Annotated in this window: 14 protein-coding genes; 7 read left to right on the top strand and 7 right to left on the bottom strand. The window is 36.1% G+C overall.

Going from position 1 to position 24,127, the window contains the following annotated elements:
* Positions 1–470: 470 nt before the first annotated feature.
* Positions 471–4,598, bottom strand: a complete 4,128-nt coding sequence (locus tag F6K27_RS14995) for a PAS domain S-box protein (RefSeq protein ID WP_287276992.1) — start codon at positions 4,596–4,598, stop codon at positions 471–473.
* Positions 4,599–5,415: 817 nt separating this feature from the next.
* Between F6K27_RS14995 and acnB the strand changes: the two genes are divergently transcribed.
* Together acnB and F6K27_RS14985 are read left to right on the top strand one after the other, a co-directional pair.
* Complete coding sequence (acnB, locus tag F6K27_RS14990) at positions 5,416–8,025, top strand: bifunctional aconitate hydratase 2/2-methylisocitrate dehydratase (RefSeq protein ID WP_287276990.1); 2,610 nt, start codon at positions 5,416–5,418, stop codon at positions 8,023–8,025.
* Positions 8,026–8,116: 91 nt separating this feature from the next.
* Positions 8,117–9,865 carry a DUF262 domain-containing protein gene (locus F6K27_RS14985; RefSeq protein ID WP_287276989.1) on the top strand — a complete coding sequence of 583 codons (1,749 nt, stop codon included), beginning with the start codon at positions 8,117–8,119 and terminating at the stop codon, positions 9,863–9,865.
* A 459-nt stretch (positions 9,866–10,324) separates the two neighbouring features.
* On the opposite strand, the gene F6K27_RS14980 is transcribed toward F6K27_RS14985, so the two are convergent.
* Positions 10,325–10,894, bottom strand: a complete 570-nt coding sequence (locus F6K27_RS14980) for a helix-turn-helix domain-containing protein (RefSeq protein ID WP_287276987.1) — start codon at positions 10,892–10,894, stop codon at positions 10,325–10,327.
* Between the two features lie 768 nt (positions 10,895–11,662).
* On the opposite strand from F6K27_RS14980, the gene F6K27_RS14975 reads away from it, so the two are divergent.
* On the top strand, positions 11,663–14,221 hold the full coding sequence (locus F6K27_RS14975) for a glycogen/starch/alpha-glucan phosphorylase (protein ID WP_287276985.1): 2,559 nt from the start codon (positions 11,663–11,665) through the stop codon (positions 14,219–14,221).
* Positions 14,222–15,545: 1,324 nt separating this feature from the next.
* Here F6K27_RS14975 and F6K27_RS14970 read toward each other — a convergent pair.
* From F6K27_RS14970 to F6K27_RS14960, 3 genes are all read right to left on the bottom strand, one after another.
* The gene (locus F6K27_RS14970; protein WP_287276983.1) at positions 15,546–15,746 is read right to left on the bottom strand and encodes a hypothetical protein; all 201 of its coding nucleotides are present in this window, start codon (positions 15,744–15,746) and stop codon (positions 15,546–15,548) included.
* 196 nt (positions 15,747–15,942) lie between these two features.
* Complete coding sequence (locus tag F6K27_RS14965) at positions 15,943–16,131, bottom strand: hypothetical protein (protein WP_287276981.1); 189 nt, start codon at positions 16,129–16,131, stop codon at positions 15,943–15,945.
* Between the two features lie 870 nt (positions 16,132–17,001).
* Positions 17,002–17,217: a hypothetical protein gene (locus F6K27_RS14960; protein ID WP_124154676.1), complete on the bottom strand. Its 216-nt coding sequence runs from the start codon at positions 17,215–17,217 to the stop codon at positions 17,002–17,004.
* A gap of 1,039 nt (positions 17,218–18,256) precedes the next feature.
* Between F6K27_RS14960 and F6K27_RS14955 the strand changes: the two genes are divergently transcribed.
* The 4 genes from F6K27_RS14955 to F6K27_RS14940 all read left to right on the top strand — a co-directional run bounded on the left by F6K27_RS14955 (position 18,257) and on the right by F6K27_RS14940 (position 21,766).
* Positions 18,257–19,336 (top strand): HlyD family secretion protein, encoded by a 1,080-nt coding sequence (locus F6K27_RS14955; protein WP_287276979.1) that lies wholly within the window; start codon positions 18,257–18,259, stop codon positions 19,334–19,336.
* Between the two features lie 651 nt (positions 19,337–19,987).
* Complete coding sequence (locus F6K27_RS14950; RefSeq protein ID WP_124145578.1) at positions 19,988–20,356, top strand: hypothetical protein; 369 nt, start codon at positions 19,988–19,990, stop codon at positions 20,354–20,356.
* A 367-nt stretch (positions 20,357–20,723) separates the two neighbouring features.
* Positions 20,724–20,936, top strand: coding sequence for a family 1 glycosylhydrolase (locus tag F6K27_RS14945; RefSeq protein ID WP_287276976.1), 213 nt, complete (start codon positions 20,724–20,726; stop codon positions 20,934–20,936).
* Between the two features lie 263 nt (positions 20,937–21,199).
* Entirely contained in the window at positions 21,200–21,766 is a 567-nt protein-coding gene (locus F6K27_RS14940; RefSeq protein WP_287277013.1) for a glycoside hydrolase family 1 protein, read from the top strand.
* A gap of 307 nt (positions 21,767–22,073) precedes the next feature.
* Here F6K27_RS14940 and F6K27_RS14935 read toward each other — a convergent pair whose 3' ends face one another.
* Together F6K27_RS14935 and F6K27_RS14930 are read right to left on the bottom strand one after the other, a co-directional pair.
* Positions 22,074–22,463: a nuclear transport factor 2 family protein gene (locus tag F6K27_RS14935; RefSeq protein ID WP_124145581.1), complete on the bottom strand. Its 390-nt coding sequence runs from the start codon at positions 22,461–22,463 to the stop codon at positions 22,074–22,076.
* 644 nt (positions 22,464–23,107) lie between these two features.
* On the bottom strand, positions 23,108–24,016 hold the full coding sequence (locus F6K27_RS14930) for an IS1634 family transposase (RefSeq protein ID WP_287277011.1): 909 nt from the start codon (positions 24,014–24,016) through the stop codon (positions 23,108–23,110).
* Between the last annotated feature and the right edge of the window lie 111 nt (positions 24,017–24,127).

Raw genomic sequence — 24,127 nt, 5'->3', positions numbered from 1 at the left:
ATCAGGACTTATATCATGTCCGGTTGAATAATTAGACTTTGGTGGAAGGAAGGCAGGAGGCAGAAGGTTTTCTCAAGAGTGTCACCTTAATTTTATACACAAACGATGCTACCGGACATGAGATTATGCAAAATCTCAAATTATACGCCATCTGTAGGGAGTGAAGGCCGTTAGGCTCTACTAGATATAGTGCTTGTGGTAATATCATATCCGGATAATTAGCGATAGAATTCTGTTCCGCGCTCTGCGTTAACGTAGTTGTGTACCAGCAAACAAAAAACTGTCTCTTTCTTCTGTTTTTTCTTCCCTCCTGACTCCTTTGCTAAAGATGTCTATTAGACATCTGGTAAAAATCAAAAATCAAATCAATTCTTATCCATAAATTATCAATTATTCCCCTCCTGGGAGGGGGAGGGGCGAGGGGTGGGTTCCCTGTTCTCTGTTCCCTGTTCCCTCTTTCCTGAAAATATCTATTGCAATATTTGATGATAGTTAAAATTACGAAGTAGTTTAGTTGCTTGGTAACTATCCACTGGTTTTGAAAATAAATATCCTTGTCCTTTTTCACATTTAAGTCGCTTTAGTTGTTGCATTTGCTCTTGAGTTTCTATTCCTTCTGCAACGATGTCTAAGCCTAAATTATGAGCTAGTGCAGTAATAGCACTAACAATTTTTAACGATTGACCAGTAACATTCAAGTCTAATGAGCTAACAAAAGAGCGATCAATTTTCAAACTATTAATTGGGAATTGGTGTAGATAACTTAATGATGAATAACCTGTACCAAAGTCATCAATTGATAATTTAATATTTCGATTTTTCAATTGATTCAATACTGTGGTTGCTAAAATAACATTTTTCATAATCACTGTTTCAGTAATTTCAAGTTTTAAATAATTAGGTTTACAGTCTGTTGCTTGCAAAATTTCGTCAATTTCTTCTACTAAATTTGGTTGTGAAATTTGGTGACTAGAAAGATTAACACTCATGGTCAAATTGTAGTTAGGAAATTCACAAGTAGAATTAAACGCAGGACAATTAGTATGACATTTGCCATTGCCATTGTTAACTTGAGATAAACAGTTAGATGTTGAGGATATTTCTTGAGTGCTATTAACTATAAACTGACAATTGTTTTCTTGATATTTATGTCCAAAGGACTCTTGCTGCCAAATAGTTAATTGATGACAAGCAGCTCGTAATACCCACATTCCTAGAGGAACAATTAAACCAGTTTCTTCTGCCAGAGGAATAAACTGTCCTGGAGAAATCAAGCCTTTAGTTGGATGATGCCAACGTATCAAAGCTTCAAAACCTGTAATTTTACCTGTAGATAAACAGATAATTGGCTGGTAATTTAAGATAAATTGAGAATTAGCTGGATCTTGTTTAATCATTTCTACAGCTCGTCGGAGGTCATTTTCTAGCTCCAGCAAGGATATAGCTTCGTCGTGCATGATCAAATCAAATACTTCATGTCTGGCTTTACCAGAAGCTTTAGCCCTATACATAGCAATATCTGCATCTCGTAGTAAGTCTTCTGGATTGTTGTAGACAGGACAAATAGGGGGATAATTTTTATCGGTATGATTATGATTAGCAAAATTTCCGCGACTGTGAACAATACCAATACTAGCTGTAGTAAAAATTTCATGTCCTTCTATATAAATTGGTTTGGCAAGTTTTTGATTAATTTTACGAGCTACTCTAGCAGCATAGCTAATGTCCGGTGGATACTCTAATAATATTGTGAATTCGTCTCCTCCTAATCTTGCCAGAGTATCTGATGCTTTAATACAACTCTGGAGTATCTTGGCGATCGCTATTAATAGTTGATCTCCTATATAATGTCCTAATGTGTCGTTAATTACTTTAAACCGATCCAAATCTAGAAAAAGAACAACAAACTCATAATCTAAATGTTGTCTAGACCGACGCAGCGCTTGTTCTAATCTATCAAATAATAAGGTACGGTTTGGTAAACCTGTCAGTGCATCATGAAGGGCGTCATGGAGCAGTTTTTGCTGTGCTTGTTTGCGTTGAGTGATATCTCTAATCATTATCTGCACTGCTGCCTTGTCATAATAAGTATAGGGTATTCCAGTTATTTCGACATCTATAATTTCTCTATCCAGGGTGATTAACTTTTCTTCTTCTAAATGTGTTTGTTGTCTTTGGTGCTGAACTTTTTGCAGTCTCTGCTTCTCTAATTCTATGTAGTCTGGGTGAATAAATTTCCAGATCGATTGACCAATAATTTCTTTTGGAGATTTTGCACCAAGTAACTGAGCGCCAGCAGTATTGATATAGACAATTTTTTCCATCCAAATTACTGATATAGCTTCTGGTGAAGATTCTACTAAACGACGGTAACGTTTTTCGCTTTCTCGGAGTAACGCTTCAGCTTGCTGACGTTCCAACTCTATTTGATGAGCTGTAATAAATTTGCCAATTCCTTGAGCCATTAATTCAATAATTTCTTCTTCGTAGTATTCAAATTCTTTAATTCTTGCTTGGGAAGATAAGAAACATAAAGTACCATAGATTTGATGATTTACAAATATTGGAGTACAAATATATACTTTTATGGGCATACTTTTTGCTTCCGAGGGTTCTAACTCATCAATACAGATTGTTCTTTTTTCTTTAACTACTCTATTACAGAAAGTATCACATAAATTAAATTTTCTTCCTGGTACAAAATAATCCTGCTTTGATTTTACAGCTCTGATAATATATAATTCCTCCTTTACTTCACCAATAACGCCAGTATCCGTGCCGAAAATTTCACAACCAGCTTGGAGATAATCAGCAAAAAGTTCTTCTATATTAGAATAATTATAAGTAGCAATTCTATGTAGTTGCTTGAGGCTAGAACTAAATTCTTCTAAAGCTTGGGACTTAATAAATAATTCTGCTTCCCAACGGAATCTTTCCGTAACATCTGTTTGAATACCAATAAAATGTGTTAAATGCTTTTGAGAGTTGTAAACTGGTGCAACGAATAGTTCATTCCAAAAATCTGTGCCATCTTTCCGTACATTTTGCAAAATAACATGACATTCTTGACCATGTAAAATGGCATTTCTTAACTTAGAAATTGCTGGCTGATTTGTTGATTTTCCCTGCAAAAATCGGCAATTTTTGCCAATTAGTTCTTCAGTTTTATAACCTGTAATGCGCTTGAAACTAGGATTAACATAAATAATGGGATTATCTGGCTGAGTAGCATCAGTGATCACAATACCATTGTTACTACTATCAAGAGCCCGCTTCATCAGTTCCAAGTATTCCTGATTAGCATGACGCTCAATGGCAGTTGCGATAATATTAGCGATCGCTTCGAGAAAGTATATTTCATCCTGGGTAAATTCTCGATGTTCACAACTATGAACCCCCAAAACACCCCAAGCTTTATGAGTAAGTTCGGGATCGGTTGTTTGATATGCTGTAATTTTCAAGTTAGGTATGATCAGAGTAGCACCACTAACGATGTGATGGTTATGTAGGAGAGGAGAACCTGAAAAGCTAGTTTCCACAGGAAAATCTTTGATCGTAACTGGTTTGTCAACAAAAAGAGTATAACCAGCTTGAGACTTTTCTCTGGCAGCAGTAATTGTAGCTTTACCAACCAATCCTTTTTTCCAACCTACTCCAGCACGGAGGAGCAGAGCATTATTTCCAGGTAACAACTCTAGAATTTGGCTAAATTTTACATTCAAAGTTTTGGCAACTATGGTGGCAGCTGTATCAAGCAGTGTATGATAATCTGATGTTGCTATAGCTTTTTGCCCTAACCATGCTACTGCTGCTTGTTGACGTTCGCGAGATTTGAGGCAATCTAAGAGTAGGTCTTCATTTACTTGCCCTTGCTTTTGCTCTGTAATATCTCGGTTAACTCCTATAGTTGCAACTATCTGATGAGATTTATCTAACATCGGTACAACTGTAGTTTCGCATACGCCTTCACTACCGTCTTTGCGAATAAAGTTTATTTCTCCTGCCCAGCGACCATCTTCCTTCATCTTCTTGAGAATTTCCTGAGTTAATACAGAAGCTTCTTGCGGTTTGTGTAAAATGCCTGAAGTCTTACCCAAAACTTCAGTTTTGCTATAGCCAAACATTCTAGTTGCTGCTGGGTTCCAATCAATAATATGACCATGAATATCCGTAAGAATTACCCCATCATAGATATTCTCAAAAGTTAAAGCTTGTCTTTTTAGTGACTGTTGGGCAAATTTGCGTTCTGAGATGTCCAAAAATATTGACAGTATTGCAGTTTCCCCATTAAACTTGATGGAATGCATTGATGTCTTAGCCCAAAATGGTGTGCCATCTGCTTTTTTTAAGTACACTTCGCGGTCTCGCACTACACCTCCTTGATGCAGATTTGCGAACAACAATTCACATTCTTGAGGATTACAGTAAAAACCTGATTTGGGACGACCGATTAATTTTTGACCAGGAAGTCCAAAGGTAAATTCAAAGAGTTTGTTATTGAAAAGTATCACACAATCAACTGCACGGCTAATTACTATTGCTACTGGCATTACTTCCGCAATATTCTTCCACAATTCTTCATTTTTTCTTTTTTTCATAGCTTACTTAAAACCTATATTTTAACTTTTTAATTTATTTATAAAGTTGTATTTTTAAAGTTGTATTTTTATTGATTTATTTTAATTTTATTTTGATTGTCTTTTCTGATTTTTTTGCTGATTATGTTACACTACCGATCTGAAATAATTAGCGATCCCTAATCATAAAAGTGACATTTATTACATTCTCAAATCAAATAGCACCTGAAAAAATTATCACACCCCGATCAAACCTGATAATCATCTTGTGATAGATTATCAATATTGCAACATAAACTTATTTTAATCTCAATAATTAAATCTTAAAGTAATTTGTAAATTTTTTTTAATATTTTTTCTAAAGATTTATGAAAATTAAAGTAGGTAAATAATATGTCAAGATTAGTTATATAAGCGATCGCTGCCACAAAAAAGGCAATTGCTCACACAAATAATTTCATGTTGGTAGCAATCAAAAATTAGCCATAGCACACAAATATAGTCTAGATAAACTATTTATATAAAGTTTTGATGAAGAAGATAAATAGATTTTAGGTAATGGTTTAATGTTCGCCCTCAGATTTAAGTCCTACTAATTGTAAGGATTCTAAGCAAGGTCTTCTACAATTAGAATCTCTGGAGCGTAGCAATCATAATTTTATAGACAATAGTTTCTGTAAAAAAGACAACTGGAAAAGCAATAATGAAGTATTGAAACCTACTGTTTTTTTAGTTAGGTTACCATTCTATATTGGTGGGATATTGGATCAGATATATCCCTGAAAAAAATATCTAAAATTATAGAATTGACGATGTAAACCTGGAGGACACCCGAACAATGTTAGACAACTATGAAAATCACGTTAAACAACGGGCAGATTTAGGAATTCCACCACTGCCACTAGATGCTGAACAAACATCAGAATTATGTGAACTTTTGAAAAGTCCACCTGTAGGAACAGAAGAAAAGTTAATGGCATTACTGCGCGATCGCGTACCACCAGGAGTAGATGAAGCAGCTTATGTCAAAGCAGGATTTCTCACAGGTATTGCCAAAGGAGAAATTACCAGTCCTCTAATAACTCCCACCTACGCAGTCGAATTATTAGGCACAATGGTAGGTGGATACAACGTTCAATCCCTCATTGACATCCTCAAATCCGAAAATCCCGAACTGGCAAATATAGCAGCTCAAGCTTTAAGCAAAATTCTGCTAGTCTATGACGCCTTTAACGATGTTATAGAATTAGCAGAAACGAACCCCTACGCCAAACAAGTAGTAGACTCCTGGGCAGCAGCAGAATGGTTTACCACTCGCCCCCAACTCCCAGAAACAATAACAGTCACTGTCTTCAAAGTTCCTGGGGAAACCAACACTGACGACCTGTCACCTGCTCCCCATGCCACTACTCGCCCCGACATTCCACTCCACGCATTAGCGATGCTGGAATCAAAAATGCCAGAAGGTTTGCAAACTATTGCGGAATTAAAACAAAAAGGTTATCCAGTTGCCTACGTTGGGGATGTTGTCGGTACGGGTTCATCCAGGAAATCTGCCTGTAACTCCATGTTGTGGCACATTGGAGAAGATATTCCTTTTATTCCCAATAAACGTTCTGGTGGTTATATTTTAGGAGGAAAAATTGCTCCTATTTTCTTCAACACTGCCGAAGATTCTGGGGGATTACCCATCGAATGTGATGTTACCAAAATGGAAACGGGAATGGTAATAACTATTCATCCCTATAAAGGTGAAATTACCAATGAAGCAGGAGAAATAATTTCCACCTTTAGCTTGAAACCAGAAACCATGCTCAACGAAGTACAAGCAGGGGGGCGAATTCCTTTATTAATTGGGCGTACCCTCACCGACAAAACTCGTAACGCTTTAGGATTAGAAACTAGCACTGTATTTACTCGTCCCCAAATGCCAACAGATACAGGTAAAGGTTTCAGCTTGGCACAGAAAATGGTAGGTAAAGCTTGCGGTTTACCAGGAGTTCGTCCGGGAACAGCTTGTGAACCATTGATGACAACAGTGGGTTCTCAGGATACCACCGGACCTATGACCAGGGATGAAATGAAAGAACTCGCTTGTCTTGGTTTCAGTGCCGACTTAGTAATGCAGAGTTTTTGTCACACTGCTGCTTATCCCAAACCAGTAGATATTAAGACTCATAAAGACTTACCTGATTTCTTTTCTGCTCGTGGTGGGGTAGCGTTGCGTCCGGGAGATGGAATTATTCACTCTTGGTTAAACCGGATGTTGTTACCGGATACTGTGGGAACTGGCGGTGATTCTCACACCCGTTTTCCTTTGGGAATTTCGTTTCCTGCGGGTTCTGGTTTGGTAGCGTTTGCAGCAGCTTTGGGTTTGATGCCGTTGGATATGCCAGAATCTGTTTTGGTTCGCTTTAAAGGTAAGTTACAACCAGGCGTAACATTGCGGGATATTGTGAACGCTATTCCTTATGTTGCGATTCAAAAAGGGTTGTTAACTGTAGCGTTGGAGAATAAGAAAAATGTGTTTTCGGGGCGCATCTTGGAAATGGAAGGTTTACCAGATTTGAAGGTTGAGCAGGCGTTTGAATTGACAGATGCAAGTGCAGAACGTTCCTGTGCTGGTTCGACAATTAAGTTGGGTACGGAGACAATTTCTGAGTATTTGCGTTCTAATATTGCTTTGTTAAAGAATATGGTGGCGCGGGGTTATCCAGATGCGCGGACAATTATGCGTCGGGTTGCTAAGATGGAGCAATGGTTGGCAAATCCAGAGTTGATGTCAGGGGATGCGGATGCAGAATATGCGGAAATTATTGAAGTAGACTTGAACGAAATCAAGGAACCTATTGTGGCAGCACCTAACGATCCGGATAATATTAAATTGATGTCGGAATGTGCAGGGGATAAAATTGATGAAGTGTTTATTGGTTCCTGCATGACAAATATCGGTCACTATCGCGCTGCTGCCAAAGTCTTAGAAGGAGCAGGACGAGTCAAAGGTGTATTGTGGATATGTCCGCCAACTCGTATGGATGAGAAACAGTTGCGTGAGGAAGGAATGTATGGGGTGTTTGCTGCTGCTGGTGCGCGGACGGAAATGCCTGGATGTTCTTTGTGTATGGGAAATCAGGCACGGGTTGAAAATGGGGTGACAGTTTTCTCGACCTCGACCAGGAATTTTAATAATCGCATGGGTAAAGGCGCTCGTGTTTATTTGGGTTCTGCTGAGTTGGCTGCGGTGTGTGCGCTGTTGGGTCGGATACCTAGTGTGGATGAGTATTTGGAGATTATGAAAGAGAAAGTCGATCCGTTTGCGGGTGATTTGTATCGGTATTTGAATTTCGATCAAATTGCTGGTTTTGAGGATGAAGGTCGGGTGATACCGTTGGAGGAGATGCCAAAGATTGAGGATATTTTGGGAATGCCAGTTGGTGTTGGGAAGTAGTAAGTAGTAGAATCTAAAAAATATTAAGGTGGGCAGTTTGCTCACCTTAATTAATTTATTGTCTATATAAATACAAAAGGATTACAAAAGTATGGTCAATTCTGATAAGTTTAATTTGAAAGACTGCCTTGAAGATATTAAAAACGGGAATATACAATTACCAGATTTTCAGAGAGATTGGAAGTGGGATGATGAAACTATACGCCGATTATTAGGCAGTGTTTCATTGTCCTATCCAATTGGATCGATTTTGCTGCTGGAAACTGGTAGTCCTGATGTTAAGTTTAAAGCTCGCTTAATAGAGGGAGTAAAGGTTGTGAAAGAAGTTGAACCAGAAAAACTTATTCTTGATGGTCAGCAACGTTTAACAGCTCTGTATCAAGCTTTGATGTCAAACCAGCCAGTATCAACTACAACTGGACATAGGAAGAAATCTATTAAGGTTCGGTACTACTTACAAATAGAAGATGCACTAAAGTCAGACTATAGAAGAGATGATGCAATAGTAGGAATTACAGAAGATAGACAAAAGAAGTATCTTGATGCTTTGGATCCAGAAAAACAATATGAATATGGATTATATCCTCTGACAAAAATTTTCGACTCATTCGATTGGCAACAAGGATATTGCAAGTATTGGGAAAAGAATCCAGACAAAATCAAATTGTATAAAGAATTTTATGACAAAGTAATTGCTGACTCTTTTGGAAAGTTTGTAATACCATATATTGAACTACCTAAAAAAACACCTAAACCAGCTATATCTCAGATATTTTTGAGAGTTAATCAAAGTAATGAGAAACTCAAGACATTTGATTTATTAACTGCACAATTTGCGACTGACAATTTTCCACTACGAGAAGATTGGAAAAAGCGTCAAGAAAAATTAACTAATGGTGGTAAACCAAAGCACGTTTTTAGTAAAATTGATGAAAGTGCTTTTTTGACCGCAGTGACTTTACTAGCTACTGACAGTCAAAATAACCCTAAATGTCGAGATATTGATATTCTGGACTTGAAACTGGAGGATTACAAAAAATGGTCTAATGAAATTCAGGACTCATTGAAAGAGATAGAAAAGTTTTTACATGGGGAAAAAATTTTTACTGAATACGAAGTTCCTTATATAACACAAATAATGTCTATGGCTGTAGCTTTCATAAAAATCGGCATTACCAAGTGGAAAACTGCAGGAACTAAAAATAAAATAGCTAAGTGGTTTTGGTGTGGTGTTTTTAGTGGAAACTATGGTTCTGGAATAACATTTGAAAAGGTATTGTTAGCGGAACTTAAAGTATCAGAATGGATTTTAGGTAAAGAAAATAAAATGCCAGGAAGAGCAGGAAATTCTAGTTTTTATAAGAGCAAACTGTTGAAATTAAAAGGCAAAAATAGTCCACATTTTAAGGGTTTGTGTGCTTTGTTAATGCAAGACGATTGTAGAGATTTTTTAACAGACTACCCTATTAATTCAAAAAAGTATTTCGATGAGAAGATAGAGATGCACCATATCTTTCCTCAAGCTTGGTGTAAAAAGAAAAATTTATATCCTAATGAATATAACAGCGTAGTGAATAAAACGCCATTATCAGCCGAAACAAATCGTAAAATAGGCGGTAAGTCTCCTAGTGAGTACCTCAAAGTAATAATGAAAGAAGGTAAAATGGGTAAAAACCAGATGGAGGAAATTTTACGCTCTCATAATATTGAACCTTTACATCTTTGGAATGATGATTTTGATGGCTTTTTCGCTCACAGAAAAGAAGCTTTGATTCAGAAAATAGAAAAAGTGACGGGTAAACCAGTGATTGATGATCTTGATGATCCGATGCCTTTCTAAATGTAGATTTTTTCCTTAATTAAATAGCAAAAATCTCAGGTTATTCAATTTTTTTTCAGTTAAGATTGGTGGTTTAAAGCACATCCTAATGATAAATTTTTCCACCTTTATAACACCAAATATGTCTATAATTGGTTATAACAAATAATCAAAAAATGTTATGTTACGCACTTATAACGCTGTATTAATAGGAAACCATTTAGAGTGAACAGAAGATGCTCCAGAGTTAGGCGATCGCCCCAAGAAGTCTACGTTACTTTCTGAGAAAAGAAACCAGAGTCAAATCAAAAATCTCGTGGCGAGCAAATGGCAAAAGCACTAGAAAAATGAGCTGAAATTAAAGCTTTTGCAAAAGATAATTCTATTTATTTAGAGACAGCACAAAACAGAACAGAAGACATCCACTGCTCATAAATTAAACTCTCTTTTCCTAGCTAACTATTTGTCTAACTGACTCTGTTATTTTCTTTTTCCTTTAATTTTTGACTTTTTCTTCTGTAACTTTTTCTTCTGTAACTTTTTCTTTTTAAGTTTTGCCCTCTGCTCAGTCACCTCTGGTGGCGGACCATAATCTCCATCGCTGAAGTATACTCGCTCTACTATATATTGTGGTTCTACTTCTATCCACAGACGAGCTCCCCCGGCTTGACTTTTATTCGGGTTATGGGGTTGATAGACGATTTGGCAAGGTCCGTGAATTTTCAGGGCATGGCAATAATCCTTTTTATCTCCCACTTTCACAGCAACTACTGGATGAGAAGTTTCATAATCTCGGTTATAGTCAATAGTCTTTCGCAGAACATGAACAAAAGTATTGCCGGAGCGTCGATTCTTGTTCCAAGTACCTTCGGGACCACGACGACCTGGTTTAATTTCTGGCATTCCCCGATGGTTAAGGGGAATCATCCAAAGTCTTCCGACTTTACGAGCATCTCTAACACGACCTTGATTCAGTAGCTCCCGCAATCTACCAGTGGAGATATTGAGCAAAAAAGCAGCTTGTGTAGTAGTAGCAAAAGATTGAGTCATAAGTACAACGTTGGGGTTTTTATATTTTAGATAAACGAAGACACAATCATTTTAACCTATACTAGGTTACCTTAACGAGTGACTATTTTCCAATTTTTAGTTCCGATATTATTGATGATGGCTAGTAATAATAAATTGTACTCCTTTATTCTCTAATATTAAATCGGTGATACTATCAATGCAATTCACTCCTAAACTATTTTAAAACTCATCAATTAAAAGGTAACAAAAAAGTTCCACTAGAAGCAATTTTTGTATCTAATATTAATTATGTGCGCTACTGTCTAGTTCATTTAATATCATATTAATTTAAAGGTATTAACTATTCAGTTATTCTATTTTTGATTCTCTGTTTTCTTTTTTTTAATTTAAAACCTCGATAACATACTCTATTATCTTGAAATTTATCTAATATTTTATTTTTTCTTTAAAATTTACCACAATTAAAAATTTGTCAATAAATTAAATCAGAAAATCAATTAATTTTTTGAAAAAATTATTACATTATACTAAAATATTTTTGATTTGATATAGAAATAAATTAAAATGATAAAACTTAATCTCTATGAAAAGTAATCAAATGGGTGTATTATTAAAACAGAAAAAAACTACCAGATACAAGCTGAAGTAATTCTAAATACTAAATGAAAAGTTAACTAAAAATAGAGCTTTTCACCAGAATATGGGGACTGAACTAATTCTTAAAAAGCCCTGTAAATTTGCTTTGAATGTTGTCAATAAATCGTCAGATTACCAAATTCTAGAATTATGCAAGAAGTACACCAAGAACAGAGTGCATCGTACACAGAAAAAGTCAAAATTCAAGTAGAAGACGATCGTACAGGCACTAGCCTCGATACCATCAAACGAGCGATCGCCGATAACTTATATTATTTACAGGGGAAAGATATAGAATTTGCTACTACCTATAATTATTATATGGCTTTAGCATATACAGTGCGCGATCGCTTATTGCACCGTTGGCTCAAAACCACAAAAACATACTTCCATCAAAACGTCAAAACAGTATACTATCTCTCAGCCGAATTTCTCATGGGTCGCCAACTAGCTAAAAACCTAGTCAATGTAGGCTGTTGGGAAGTTGCGCGTCAAGCTCTAGAAGAATCATGTCTTAAACTTGATGACTTGATCGAAAAAGAACCAGAACCTGGTTTAGGTAATGGTGGTTTAGGTCGTCTAGCTGCTTGTTTCCTAGACTCCCTCGCCACCCTAGAAATTCCGGCAGTAGGCTACGGTATTCGTTATGAATTTGGCATTTTCAAACAACAAATTCAAAACGGCTATCAAGTTGAACAACCAGACAAATGGTTAAGCCTGGGCAACCCTTGGGAAATTCCTCGCCATGAAGACCAAGTAGAAATTAAATTCGGCGGTTACACAGAGGCGTACCCAGATAAGCAAGGCAACTATCGGGTTAGGTGGATACCTGAACGTACAGTCATTGGAATGCCCTACGATACTCTTGTGCCTGGGTACAATACCAACACAGTAAATACTCTACGCCTCTGGAGTGCTAAAGCAAGTAATGAATTTGACCTGCAAGTTTTTGATTCCGGTGACTATCACCGCGCCGTCGAAGACAAAACTTCCTCTGAAAATATTTCTAAAGTTCTCTATCCCAACGATAATATATTTCAAGGCAAAATGTTGCGCTTAGAGCAACAGTATTTCTTCGTCAGTTGTTCTCTGCAAGATATCATTCGTACTCACTTGTCACGGAATCCCAATTTAGATAACTTCCACGAAAAAGCAGCCATTCAGCTCAATGATACTCACCCCTCTATAGGGGTCGCTGAATTAATGCGCCTGTTAGTAGACGAGCATGATATGGAGTGGGAAAAAGCTTGGAGTATTACTCAAAATACCTTTGGCTATACTAACCATACACTGCTATCAGAAGCTCTAGAACGTTGGCCAGTCAGTATGTTCGCAACTCTGCTACCACGACATCTTGAAATTATCTATGAAATTAATTTCCGTTTCCTAGAAAAAGTTAAGAAACGTTATCCAGGAGATGATGGGCGGTTGGCACGGATGTCTCTGATCGAAGAATTTCCTGAAAAACGCGTGCGGATGGCTCATTTAGCCTGTACTGGCGCTCATGCTATCAATGGTGTGGCAGCATTGCATACTCAACTGTTGAAAACAGATGTTTTGAGAGATTTCTACGAATTTTGGCCTGATAAATTTACGAATAAAACTAATGGTATTACTCCTCGTCGTTGGTTATTAATTAGTAACCCGAAGTTGGCATTACTAATTACGGATAAAATTGGCAAAAATTGGATTAAAAATTTAGAGGAAATTAAGCAGCTTGAGAGGTTTATTGATGACCCTGAATTTCGTCATAATTGGAGTCAGATTAAACATGAAAATAAGCAAGATTTAGCTGCTTATATTCAGCAAAAAATAGGAATTGTAGTTAATCCTAACTCTCTGTTTGATATTCAGGTAAAACGACTCCATGAATATAAGCGTCAACTGTTGAATGTGCTGCATATTATTACCATTTATAATCGAATTAAACAGAATCCAGATGTAGATATTTTGCACCGCACTTTCATTTTTGGCGCGAAGGCTGCACCAGGTTATTATATGGCAAAATTAGTCATTAAATTAATTAATGCTGTAGGGGAAATAGTAAATAATGACCCAGATGTACGCGATCGCCTCAAGGTAGTTTTTATACCTAATTTCTCTGTATCTATCGGTCAGCGAATTTATCCTGCTGCCGACCTTTCTGAGCAAATTTCTACTGCTGGAAAGGAAGCTTCTGGTACTGGCAATATGAAATTTTCCCTAAATGGTGCTTTAACTATTGGTACTCTTGATGGGGCAAATATTGAGATTCGCGAAGCTGTTGGTGCTGAAAATTTCTTCCTATTTGGATTGAATGTTGAAGAGGCTAAAGCATTAAAATATCAAGGATATAATCCGGAGCAATACTATACTTATAACCAAGAATTACGGCAGGTTATTGACCGTATTGTTTCTGGTTATTTCTCACCTGGCAAACCACATTTATTCCATCCAATTGTAGAATCTTTACTAAGAAAAGATGAATATATGTTGTTTGCTGATTATCAGACTTATATTGATTGTCAGGAAAGAGTTAATCAGGCTTATCGTAACCCCGAATATTGGACTCGGATGTCGATTATTAACTCTATTAATATGGGTAAATTTTCAGCTGACCGTACTATTAATGAATATTGTCAGGAAATTTGGAATGTCGAACCTGTGAAAATTGATATGGAAGCATATAGTCAGGAAACAGCAGGTTTACAACGTTATTGTCAAATTTAACGTCTTCAATAGATATAACAAACCTAGATTGAAAACATAAGTGTCAGTATGGGTTTGTTATATCATGTCCGGTAGCATCGTTTGTGTATAAAATTACATCACAATGGGAAGAAAATCTTCTGCCTTCTGTCTTCCTTCTACCAAAGAATAAGTATTCAAGCGGAAATGATATTACCGAAAAATTGGGTTTAAAGCCTTGCCCTTTTAGGGCAACTTTACGTTATACTTATGAAAGCGGCAAAGGTATTTAACCGCTCTAAAAACCTAGCTACTAATCGTAGCAAACTAGCACCTTGAAAACTAAAGTTAGGGGGTTTTGCACAGGAATGCTTGTGTATGGAAAAGCTTTAAGCAACAAGTACCAGAGAACCAAAGTTTTTTTTAAGGTTTAAACTGTACCGTAGGGCATACGGAAACAGGCTCTTGAAATAGAGCGAACGCTTGGGGAGAGAACCATCTCTGGACTAGATGCCGTAAGGTGTTTAGTTTAAGTGGACTCATTGAACCAAGAATCCTGGTTCCAGGAGAATCCCCGTGCGTTTACGCCGGGGAGTATGTCAAATCATGTCCCCTCCACACACCTAATAATTTTTGGTTGCTTAACGAAATGAAATGACTATTGCGACATCCGCAACAGAGAGGGGAAGTAGATATTTTTCCTCCACACACCTGATCAATGGTGCTTGATAAAATGAAATGACTATTGCGATATCCGCAACAGAGAGGGAAGTAGATATTTTTCCTTCACACACCTGATCAATGGTGCTTGATAAAATGAAATGACTATTGCGACATCCGCAACAGAGAGGGGAAGTAGATATTTTCTCTCCACACACCTAATAATTTTTGGTTGCTTAACGAAATGAAATGACTATTGCGACATTCGCAACAAAGAGAGGAAGTAGATATTTTTCCTCCACACACCTGATAATTTTGGTAAATGACTATTGCGATAGTAGATATTTTCCCTCCACACACCTGATAATTTTGGTTGATGCTTGAGAAAATGAAATGTGCGATATTCGCAATCAAGAGGGGAAGTAGGTATAGCAGTTGCCAAGCAGCTTACAGCACTTTTAAAGATAGTGAGGTACAGTTATAAGACTATTTATTCCTGTATTTCCTGTTGCCTGTTCCCAGATCCGGTGTTCCCTAGAGCAATAAAACTTTGTACCTCTTTTCTTTGAAAATCTGTTCAACTATTTAGTCTAAATTCCAGTACTCAGAATTCAATTGTTATAAAAAAGCACCTATAAAACTATAGGTGCTAAATTTAATTCAACTATAAATTCAACTTAAAAAGTTGTAATTATATAGCCAATTTTTAGTAGCAATCGTAACGTCTATAGCTGTAACGTACAGGACGACTATAGCGATAACTATGGTAGTGATAACTCACAGGGCGACGAGAATAACGTCGAAAACGACCATAATCGTAACCATCGAAATGATGACCACCATTAATAGTGGCAGATTCTTCGGTAGAAAGCTCAGAAAATAATTCAGTGTTTTGAGTTTCTTGCATAAGATTATCCTCTTGATTAATTGTGTTTACAAGATGGTTAAAAATTATCGATATTTATTTAACTATCTTGCTATTTCTAATGTATTTTTCCTTGGTGAATTCCAGAATCCGGAGAATTTTTTTTTGATTAGCGATTCTTTAGAGGTTGCTAAAAAGCACTTTAAAAATGCTTTGGAATTCAACTCATAAGTTGAAATTAGTAGCAGTTATACCCAGACCTATAGTAGCGACGACGAGAGTAGTAACGTACAGGCCGACTACGGTAATAACTACGATACCCATAACTGTAATGCCGACGACCATAATAGCCATGACCACCATTAATAGTGGCAGACTCTTCTGAAGAAATTTCAGTAAAGAGTTGATTATTTTTTGTTTCTTGCATGAAAATTTTCCTCAACTTTAATTACATTAGTAATGTTTAATAATTCCTATGTATAGCAGGAATTACAGTTAAGTATTCTTCATAAGTTGGTAATATCCGGATAACTATTTATCTGAGTAATTTCAAATCAAAAATTACTAAGCAAATATTAAAAATGCTATATAGAGGCCATTTGGTATCTTTGTAAAGGTACGAATTTTTGGCAAAGGACTCAGGTAGGGGAGCCATCGGTAGGGCGACGTACAGAAGTCAGGAGATCGAGAAATAGAATAGGGGAAAAAGGTGAAAATCCCCCCCATATTCACCATCTCTCTATCTCCCTATATTTAAGTACATAAATAGACATTTCCAATAATCAAAAATAAAATCAATTATTGCACTATACACATCAATTATTTACTCCTAATTCCTCTTTTCTAGAGATACCTAATACCATTTATCAAAAACTTTTCTACATTTTCTTGAGCCGGGGGTAGGAGAGTAGGGGCAAACGGCCGTTTGCCCCTACAAGACCTTGTATGCAACTTCCGTACAGGAGGGGAACCCATCCCTAACCACTCCTAGGAGGGGAAGTAAAGATAATAATTATTAACATTAACTGAGCTACTAATTAGCAAAAAAGTTATTCAACCTGTGTTAATTACTTGATAACTGAAGTGCTACCTAAGCATAGCATTAATGCATGGGAATTTGTATAAGATATTCCATCAGGGTTATATATATTTAAAATTGCAATGGAGGTATTGGAGATAATTTTTTTTTGTAGCACAATAATCAGCACTATATAATAGTACTTCACTACTAGATCGCTACTATAAAGTTACAATTAATTGTGCTTTAATCAATAGAAGTATAAACACAAAAAATACTTTAGTAGTAGCCTTTTATATTCCCTTTATAGTAATTAGAATTATAAGGTTGGTAGTCAGAATAATAGCGGTTATCACCATAATAACTGCGAGGACAAAGTTGAAAACCTAAAAAATTACGGCGATTTTGATAATTTTCATTGTAACCACCATTTATGTAGGTAGATTCTTTAGGATTAAGTTTTGTAAAAAGTTGCTTTTTTTGAAGTTCTTGCATAATTAACTTCCTCATGGTTAATAATTTTAATTATAGGACTTACGCACCTGCAACCTAATTTTCGTCCGAAGCAATCCACAGGGTTTGCGCAGCAGTCCGGAACGGAAAGCCATCTCAAATCCTAGTTCTTCGTACCTCATGCGTAAGTCCTGAATTAAATAGTAGTAATCTTTAGCTGAGTTCTTGAATTTATGAAGGAATTGTACTTGATAATTCCAAAATAATCTGCAGTGTCCGGAGTTTTGTATACTTCGACGATCGGGTTATATCATGTCCGGATAATTAGTGATGAAAAAACTTTCTCCTTTTTTTCCTTCTTCTTCCCTCTTTTTTTCTCCTGACTCCTGACTTCCCCTCCTGGGAGGGGTTAGGGGTGGGTTGACTCCTGAGGACTCCGTCGTTTATTTATAACTGTTCAACCGGACATGATATTATTGTTAATTGTTGACTTTAATCCTAATTTCTTCAAGTTTTCATTCTATCCGGATTAAGTTGAAACAAATCTGCAAAAATTATTAGAGTATAAATTAAATACAGCAGTTATCAATAATTTGTCATACCAAATTCAAAAAACAATACTATCTACATTATATTGTAGAGGGTTCGTATACAACACTCTTACCGCTCATTACTCTAAGTTGATATAGCAACTCTCTAAATAATTTGTAAGAAATTAGTAAAATAACTATTATCCCTAGACTTCCCTTGCGTATTAGGTATGTAGGTGGTGCGGTCATTTCAGTTATCAGGCACGCCTCCTCCGGAGGAACTGCGGACTTCAGTACCTCTGCAATCAGGAGGCTACGAAAATACGGAATTTTCTTTTCTCTTGGTCTCATGGATATGGCGAAGAGACCTGTTCTTACAGACCCGCTCCGAATGGCGCCATCCCACCCTACGGGAAGCTCCGAAGATCGACTGCTTTTTATCCTCTTAAAAGAGGAGGCGTAACTACCCAAATTTTTCGGTAAGCTTTTTCACCTAAAACCTACCACCTAAAACCTACCACCTTCTTCAATTTAATAAGTGAATATCAATTATGTTAAATAATTCTGATTATGTAGAACTACAACCTCTAGAAAGTGATGAATTTCTCCCTCCTCTAAGTCCTTGGAGCAAAATAGGAGGAATGTTTTTAGTGGGAACATTTGGTGTCGCTATTGCTCTAATGAGTGTAGTAAAGTATAACCCCACTGTCAAAACTGAAGCAATTGCTCGACCAACAGGAGACGTCAGAATTATTCAGGCACTTACAGAAGGTAAAGTTGAAAGTGTAGAAGTAAGTGAAAATCAAACTGTTGAGATGGGAGATACCATCGCACGCATAGATGAATCTGCACTTAATCGCCAAAAAAATCAACTACAGGAAAAAATAAAACAGTGTGAGGTAGAACTAGAACAGATAAATCAACAAATTTCTGCTGTAGAAGTTCAAATTTTAGCTACCGCGAAACCTCAGACTTTTCAGAAATCTAGATCGAGTACAACAGCAAACAATAAAATAGATAATGCATCTGTTGAATCAGCCATTTTAGATTTATCTCAATCTTTACCTACAGTTGCGCAACAATTTGCTAAGGATCGACGAGACCTAATTGTGAAGCGGACAAAATTAATTAAAGATTTGACTGCAGGTACCAGAGAACTAGAAAAAGTAGATATTAAACTTGATAATAGTGTAATTCGAGTCCCTGTAGATGGTACTATCTTTAAACTATCTTTGCGTAATCCTGGGCAAACTGTAAAGTCAGGAGCAGCGATCGCTCAGATTGTTCCTAGTAATGCACCTTTAGTATTTAAAGGCAAAGTAACAGCAGCAGATATTGCTAGGGTAAAAGTCGGCCTACCTGTGCAAATGAGGATTTCAGCGTATCCTTTTCCGGACTATGGTATTCTCAAAGGAACTGTCAATTCAATTTCTCCAGATGCTATCACCTCAGAAGCACTTCGTGAAGCTTATTATGAAGTGACTATAGAACCTGAAAAACCTTACTTAGTTAGGAGCGGTCGTCAATATCTAATCCAACCAGGAATGGAAGGTCGAGCTGATATAATTTCTTCCCAAGAAACCGTGTTAACTTTTGTTCTCAGAAAGATTAGGCTATTAAGTGATTTTTAAGTTTTTATTTCCTTTGTGTTGGGCAGAGGAGGATGAGGAGTCAAAAATATTACTAGCGAATAATCTGAAAAAATTTGGTATAATTAATATCAATTTTTCTAATAATTTTATAGATTAATTGCTAAGATACTATTTTACACCTTTTCCTACTTTTTTCCATAAAGAATTGTTGAAAATACCTCTCTAAAACCTACTATTTTTTTACATTTATGTTTATGTTTGAAAAATTTATCAGTAAAGTTCAGAAGTAACTTGACAAATATTTTTTTATCTGGATTTAAATTTAAACTCTTTACTATAATTAGTATCTCCGATTCCTGAAATAATCATTAGGTATAGTACACACTAAAGTTGCAACTTCAACAGTTGTTTTTGTTGAATATTTTAAGTTTAATTTAATGTTTTTACTGAAGAAAGTAATAAGTGACTAATTTATCTAAAAAAATATACTTTTTTTGACGAAAAATAGTATTTGTAAAGAACTATCAGCATTTGTGCTTAGATTGTTTTTTTACATTAAAATTAAAATAAATTTAGTAGTTATACTGAAGTATTATTTCTACATTTAGAAAAAGTTTTCCTAGCATTTTCAATAATTAGATAGTACAATAAAGGATATAAACCCTACACAACAATAAAAGAAAATTGATAATGAAGACAATCATTACTATCTTAGGTATTGGTGCAATCTTGCTATCTTATACTCCTACTACTAGAGCACAATCAAATAATCCTCAAATTGGAGAAACAACTCTTTCTGGAGACTCTCTGAAGACAGTAGAAGGCAGATCCATTAATAAAGATAATTACAGCACATATACTGATGACCCAAAATCTAGTAGCTCTCCTACAAATGGAATTAAACCTTATGAACTGCGTCGTCAACAACAAAACGTAGAAGTGATACCAGGAGTCTCGATTCCTGTAAACTCAGATCTGCCTAAATCAGAAAATCCTCTAGAAAATACCCTAGAAGGGGATAAACGAGAAGAAGGATTCAAACTAAAATTAGGAATTTAGAAATAATTGATTTATTCAACTTTTTGGGAATACTTTGCAAATTATAGATTCAAATGGAAATAACGGATGGGGAACTGAGAAAATCAGTTCCTCATTTTTGATCGAGGTTTTCTTGAGCGGGAGAGATGGGGAGATGGGGAGATGGGGAGATGGGGAGATGGGGAGATGAAGGAGTAGTAAACATAATGTCCTTGTGATCAGCTAAAAATCATTTAGATTCTACAGCATATTTCGGGCAAATGAGGTACAGGGTAAATGATGAAAATATTGTAGTGCGGGCATCTTGTCCGCTTCGGGGTGTACCTCATAACAACAGAAAGCGCTGTATATTCCCTGTTTCCTGTTTCCTTTGAAAAAAATTGAATATATGAATAGTTATAAATTTCCAGACGATTTTATGTGGGGAGTAGCTACCGCTTCCTATCAAATAGAAGGTGCCGCCACAGAAGCAGGTCGCAAACCTAGCGTCTGGGATACCTTTAGCCAAACTCCAGGAAAAGTGTTACATGGCGATACAGGTGCAATAGCTTGCGACCACTATCATCGTTACGAAACAGATATTAGACTTGTGGCTTTATAACTTAAAAAAATCCCAAAAACCTTGTTCTGTAAGAATTGTAGCTATGGGATAGCAAAAATGCTGGGAATTATTGCTCTGTCTAGGTTAGAGTGATTTTTTTCCCTTATTTAGCGACAACTCTATTAGACTTGTCGCTTTATAACTTAAAAAAAAATCCCAAAAACCTTGTTCTGTAAGGATTGTAGCTATTGGATGTAAACATGCTGGGAATTATTGCTCTGTCTAGGTTAGAGTGATTTTTTCCTTTATTTAGCGACAACTCTATTAAACTAATGGCGCAACTTGGTGTCAAACATTATCGCTTTAGTATTGCTTGGCCACGCATTATTCCTGATGGTCGGGGTACAGTCAATGAAGCAGGGATAGATTTTTATCGCCGTTTAGTAGACTGTCTGCATCAACACAATATTACTCCCCACGCAACTCTATTTCATTGGGATAGTCCTCAAACCTTGGAAGACTTATATCGGTCTTGGCGTAGTCGGGAAATGGCAAAAGATTTTGCAGACTATGTAACTGCTGTGGTAAGTCCGTTGGGCGATCGCATCACTAACTGGATAACTATCAATGAAATTACTTGTTTTACGCATCTCGGTTATGCCGTCAATTCTGACCTTTCCCACGCTCCAGGTACTCTGGTTAATACCAATAAAGAAGTCTGGCAAACTTCCCATCATGCTTTACTGGCCTACGGGTTGGCTATTCAAGCTATTCGTGCGGCCTCCCCCACACCTTGTTTGATTTGTTTAGTTGATAATATTTCTGTAACTGTTCCCATTTCTGAAACACCAGAAAATATTAAAGCTGCTCAACAAGCATTTCACCTTTAAGGAAGAAAAATTTTTTGATAAGACAGGTTGGTATTTGAAAGAAGGTAAAAAACAAAAGGCATAATAGATAAAGATGAAAATCCTAATTTACCAACACCTCTTTATTTGGGGTTGGTGATTAGGTAATGCCATTAAATATTTATGAACGGTACAATTATAGTTTTTTTCATAGATATTTGAGACAAAAGCATTACGCATTCACCAATGCCCTTTATTTATACTTACCTACTTACCACTAAATTTGTGAAGGGGAAAAATCAAAAATTTTTCTTGTCACTTAAATAACTACCTAAAACCTAACACCTTCTTACTCACCTTTGATTTGAGCCATCATTGCTGCATCATCCCAATAAGAAGATACTTGTTTAATTTTGCCATTTTCATTAATTTCAAATATACTAATTCCCTCTGCAACTCCCTGATTACCATTTTTTCCCACTCCTTGCATCGTCCATTTAACTGCTGCTCCATTATCTACAATAAATATATTGTTTGGTGTCAATTCTAGTTGAGCAAAAATCATTGATAATAGCCCAAAGAATTTCTGATAATCTGACTGTACATTGCTAGGTGGTTTACCCACAGGGTCATAGATAACACCGTCTTCAGCAAAGTTTTCTACCCATGCTTCGGCATTCATCGCTGCCATATTTGTAAAATAAGAATTGACTAATGTTTCGATAGTTTCTTTTGTCATTTTCGAGTTTTCTTTTAATCGGGGTTTTTCATCTAAATCATATTTATGATACCAAGTTGAGATAATTAGTTACAATCAATTTTTTTTCATGGCCAGATAAGCTGATTCAGAATATAATCCTAAATTCGGTTTATAGAGCATCCTTTTATGTAAACAGGGTTTAGGGGAAATGAGGTGAGGGTTGAATCTTACATCCTATAAAATATCTTTAATAACCAGATTTTGTCTAATTTATGATATTTAATAATTTAATTATGGCTAGTCTACTTGATTAATTCGTGAAAAATTTCAAAATAGATAAAAAGTTTGAAACTATGACCTCTGCTTCCTTTAATCCTACATTCCGCACTTCAAGTATAGTACAAAAGAATACTTATAACCCACATTCCGCACTTCATAGCGTAGTACAAAAAGATACATGAATCATCATCATAATTTTAGCTAACAAATTGATTGTATAGAACATAAATATAGTGAATGTTAGAGTATTCCTGCTCAACCAGGGAGTTCTGTTAGCAGCAGAAAACAAAGGAGCAAGTACACTCCCCTGAAGAGCATCAATCAATTTTCCTGTAGCAGGTAGTGCTACGCGATCGCACTATCATTTTCCGGACGGTGCGTTACACAATCACACACCATCAAAATCACTGATAATATCTTTGGCAAGCGGAGGGTAAAAACTGTAAAATCAAACAGCGTTCCTCTGTGAGGTTAATTACTTTTTGGTGTTGATTTATTGTTAACAAATGAACTCCTTGAAAGCATTGAAATCTCCATCTTAATGTCGGAGTATTTGTCAGTTTTCCTAACTGGTTTTTGAGGAAATTACTGGTTCTTTTTAAAGTATTTCTCAACTCTCTTTGGCCAAGATTATATACCCATAAACACAGTGACATAACAAAAAGTATTGTTTCTACTCTTTGGGGTTTTTCCACAAAAAAACTATCTGCAAAGAATTGTGGATCTTTGAGGAATCTAAAGCCCCTTTCACAGCTTTGTTGATTTTTATAGTTCCAGATGATTTCTGGACTTTGTATTTCTGAATATGACTCAATATTTGTAGCTAAAATCAATCGGCCAGTCACTAAAGTTCTTCTTTCTATCTCTGAGACTTTTGGTTGAATTTCTATTTGATGATCATAGACTATAGACTGTTTATTCAAAATTTTTTCCCTAATTTCTAAGGATTCTACACTCCATAATTTCAATTTTTTGTTAATGGATTTTAAGTAATTTTGAGCCTGAGTAACTGTATCAAATCCAGTTTTTTCTAATTTTTTTACTAGCTTTAATGCCGTCTTTTTTTCTTGTTCAGTTTTCAATTTTAACTTCTGGATATCACTTTTTTTCCGGGATTCACTTTCTACAATTAACCACCTTTGTTTGACACCAGCATAAGTTACATTTTGCTCCAACCATTTATATCCTTTTTCTTGAATAATCCTGGTTATTTCTTGAATTTCTGGATCTGTTTCCGGGGGGATTGTTACTTCTTCAAGGTCTAATTCAATTACTTCTTTGGCTTTTTTTAAAGTCATTGGGACTCTAGTTATCCATTTTCAATTTGAGATTAATTGGATATTATTTTGGCTATATAAAGCACTATCACAGACTATAATACTATCTAGTTTTATTTGTTTTTTCACCCAGGCTAAAATTTGACC

The sequence above is a fragment of the Okeania sp. SIO2F5 genome (assembly GCF_010692685.1).
GTDB classification, from domain to species: Bacteria; Cyanobacteriota; Cyanobacteriia; order Cyanobacteriales; family Microcoleaceae; genus Okeania; species Okeania hirsuta.
This window is presented reverse-complemented; position numbering and strand designations above follow the sequence as displayed.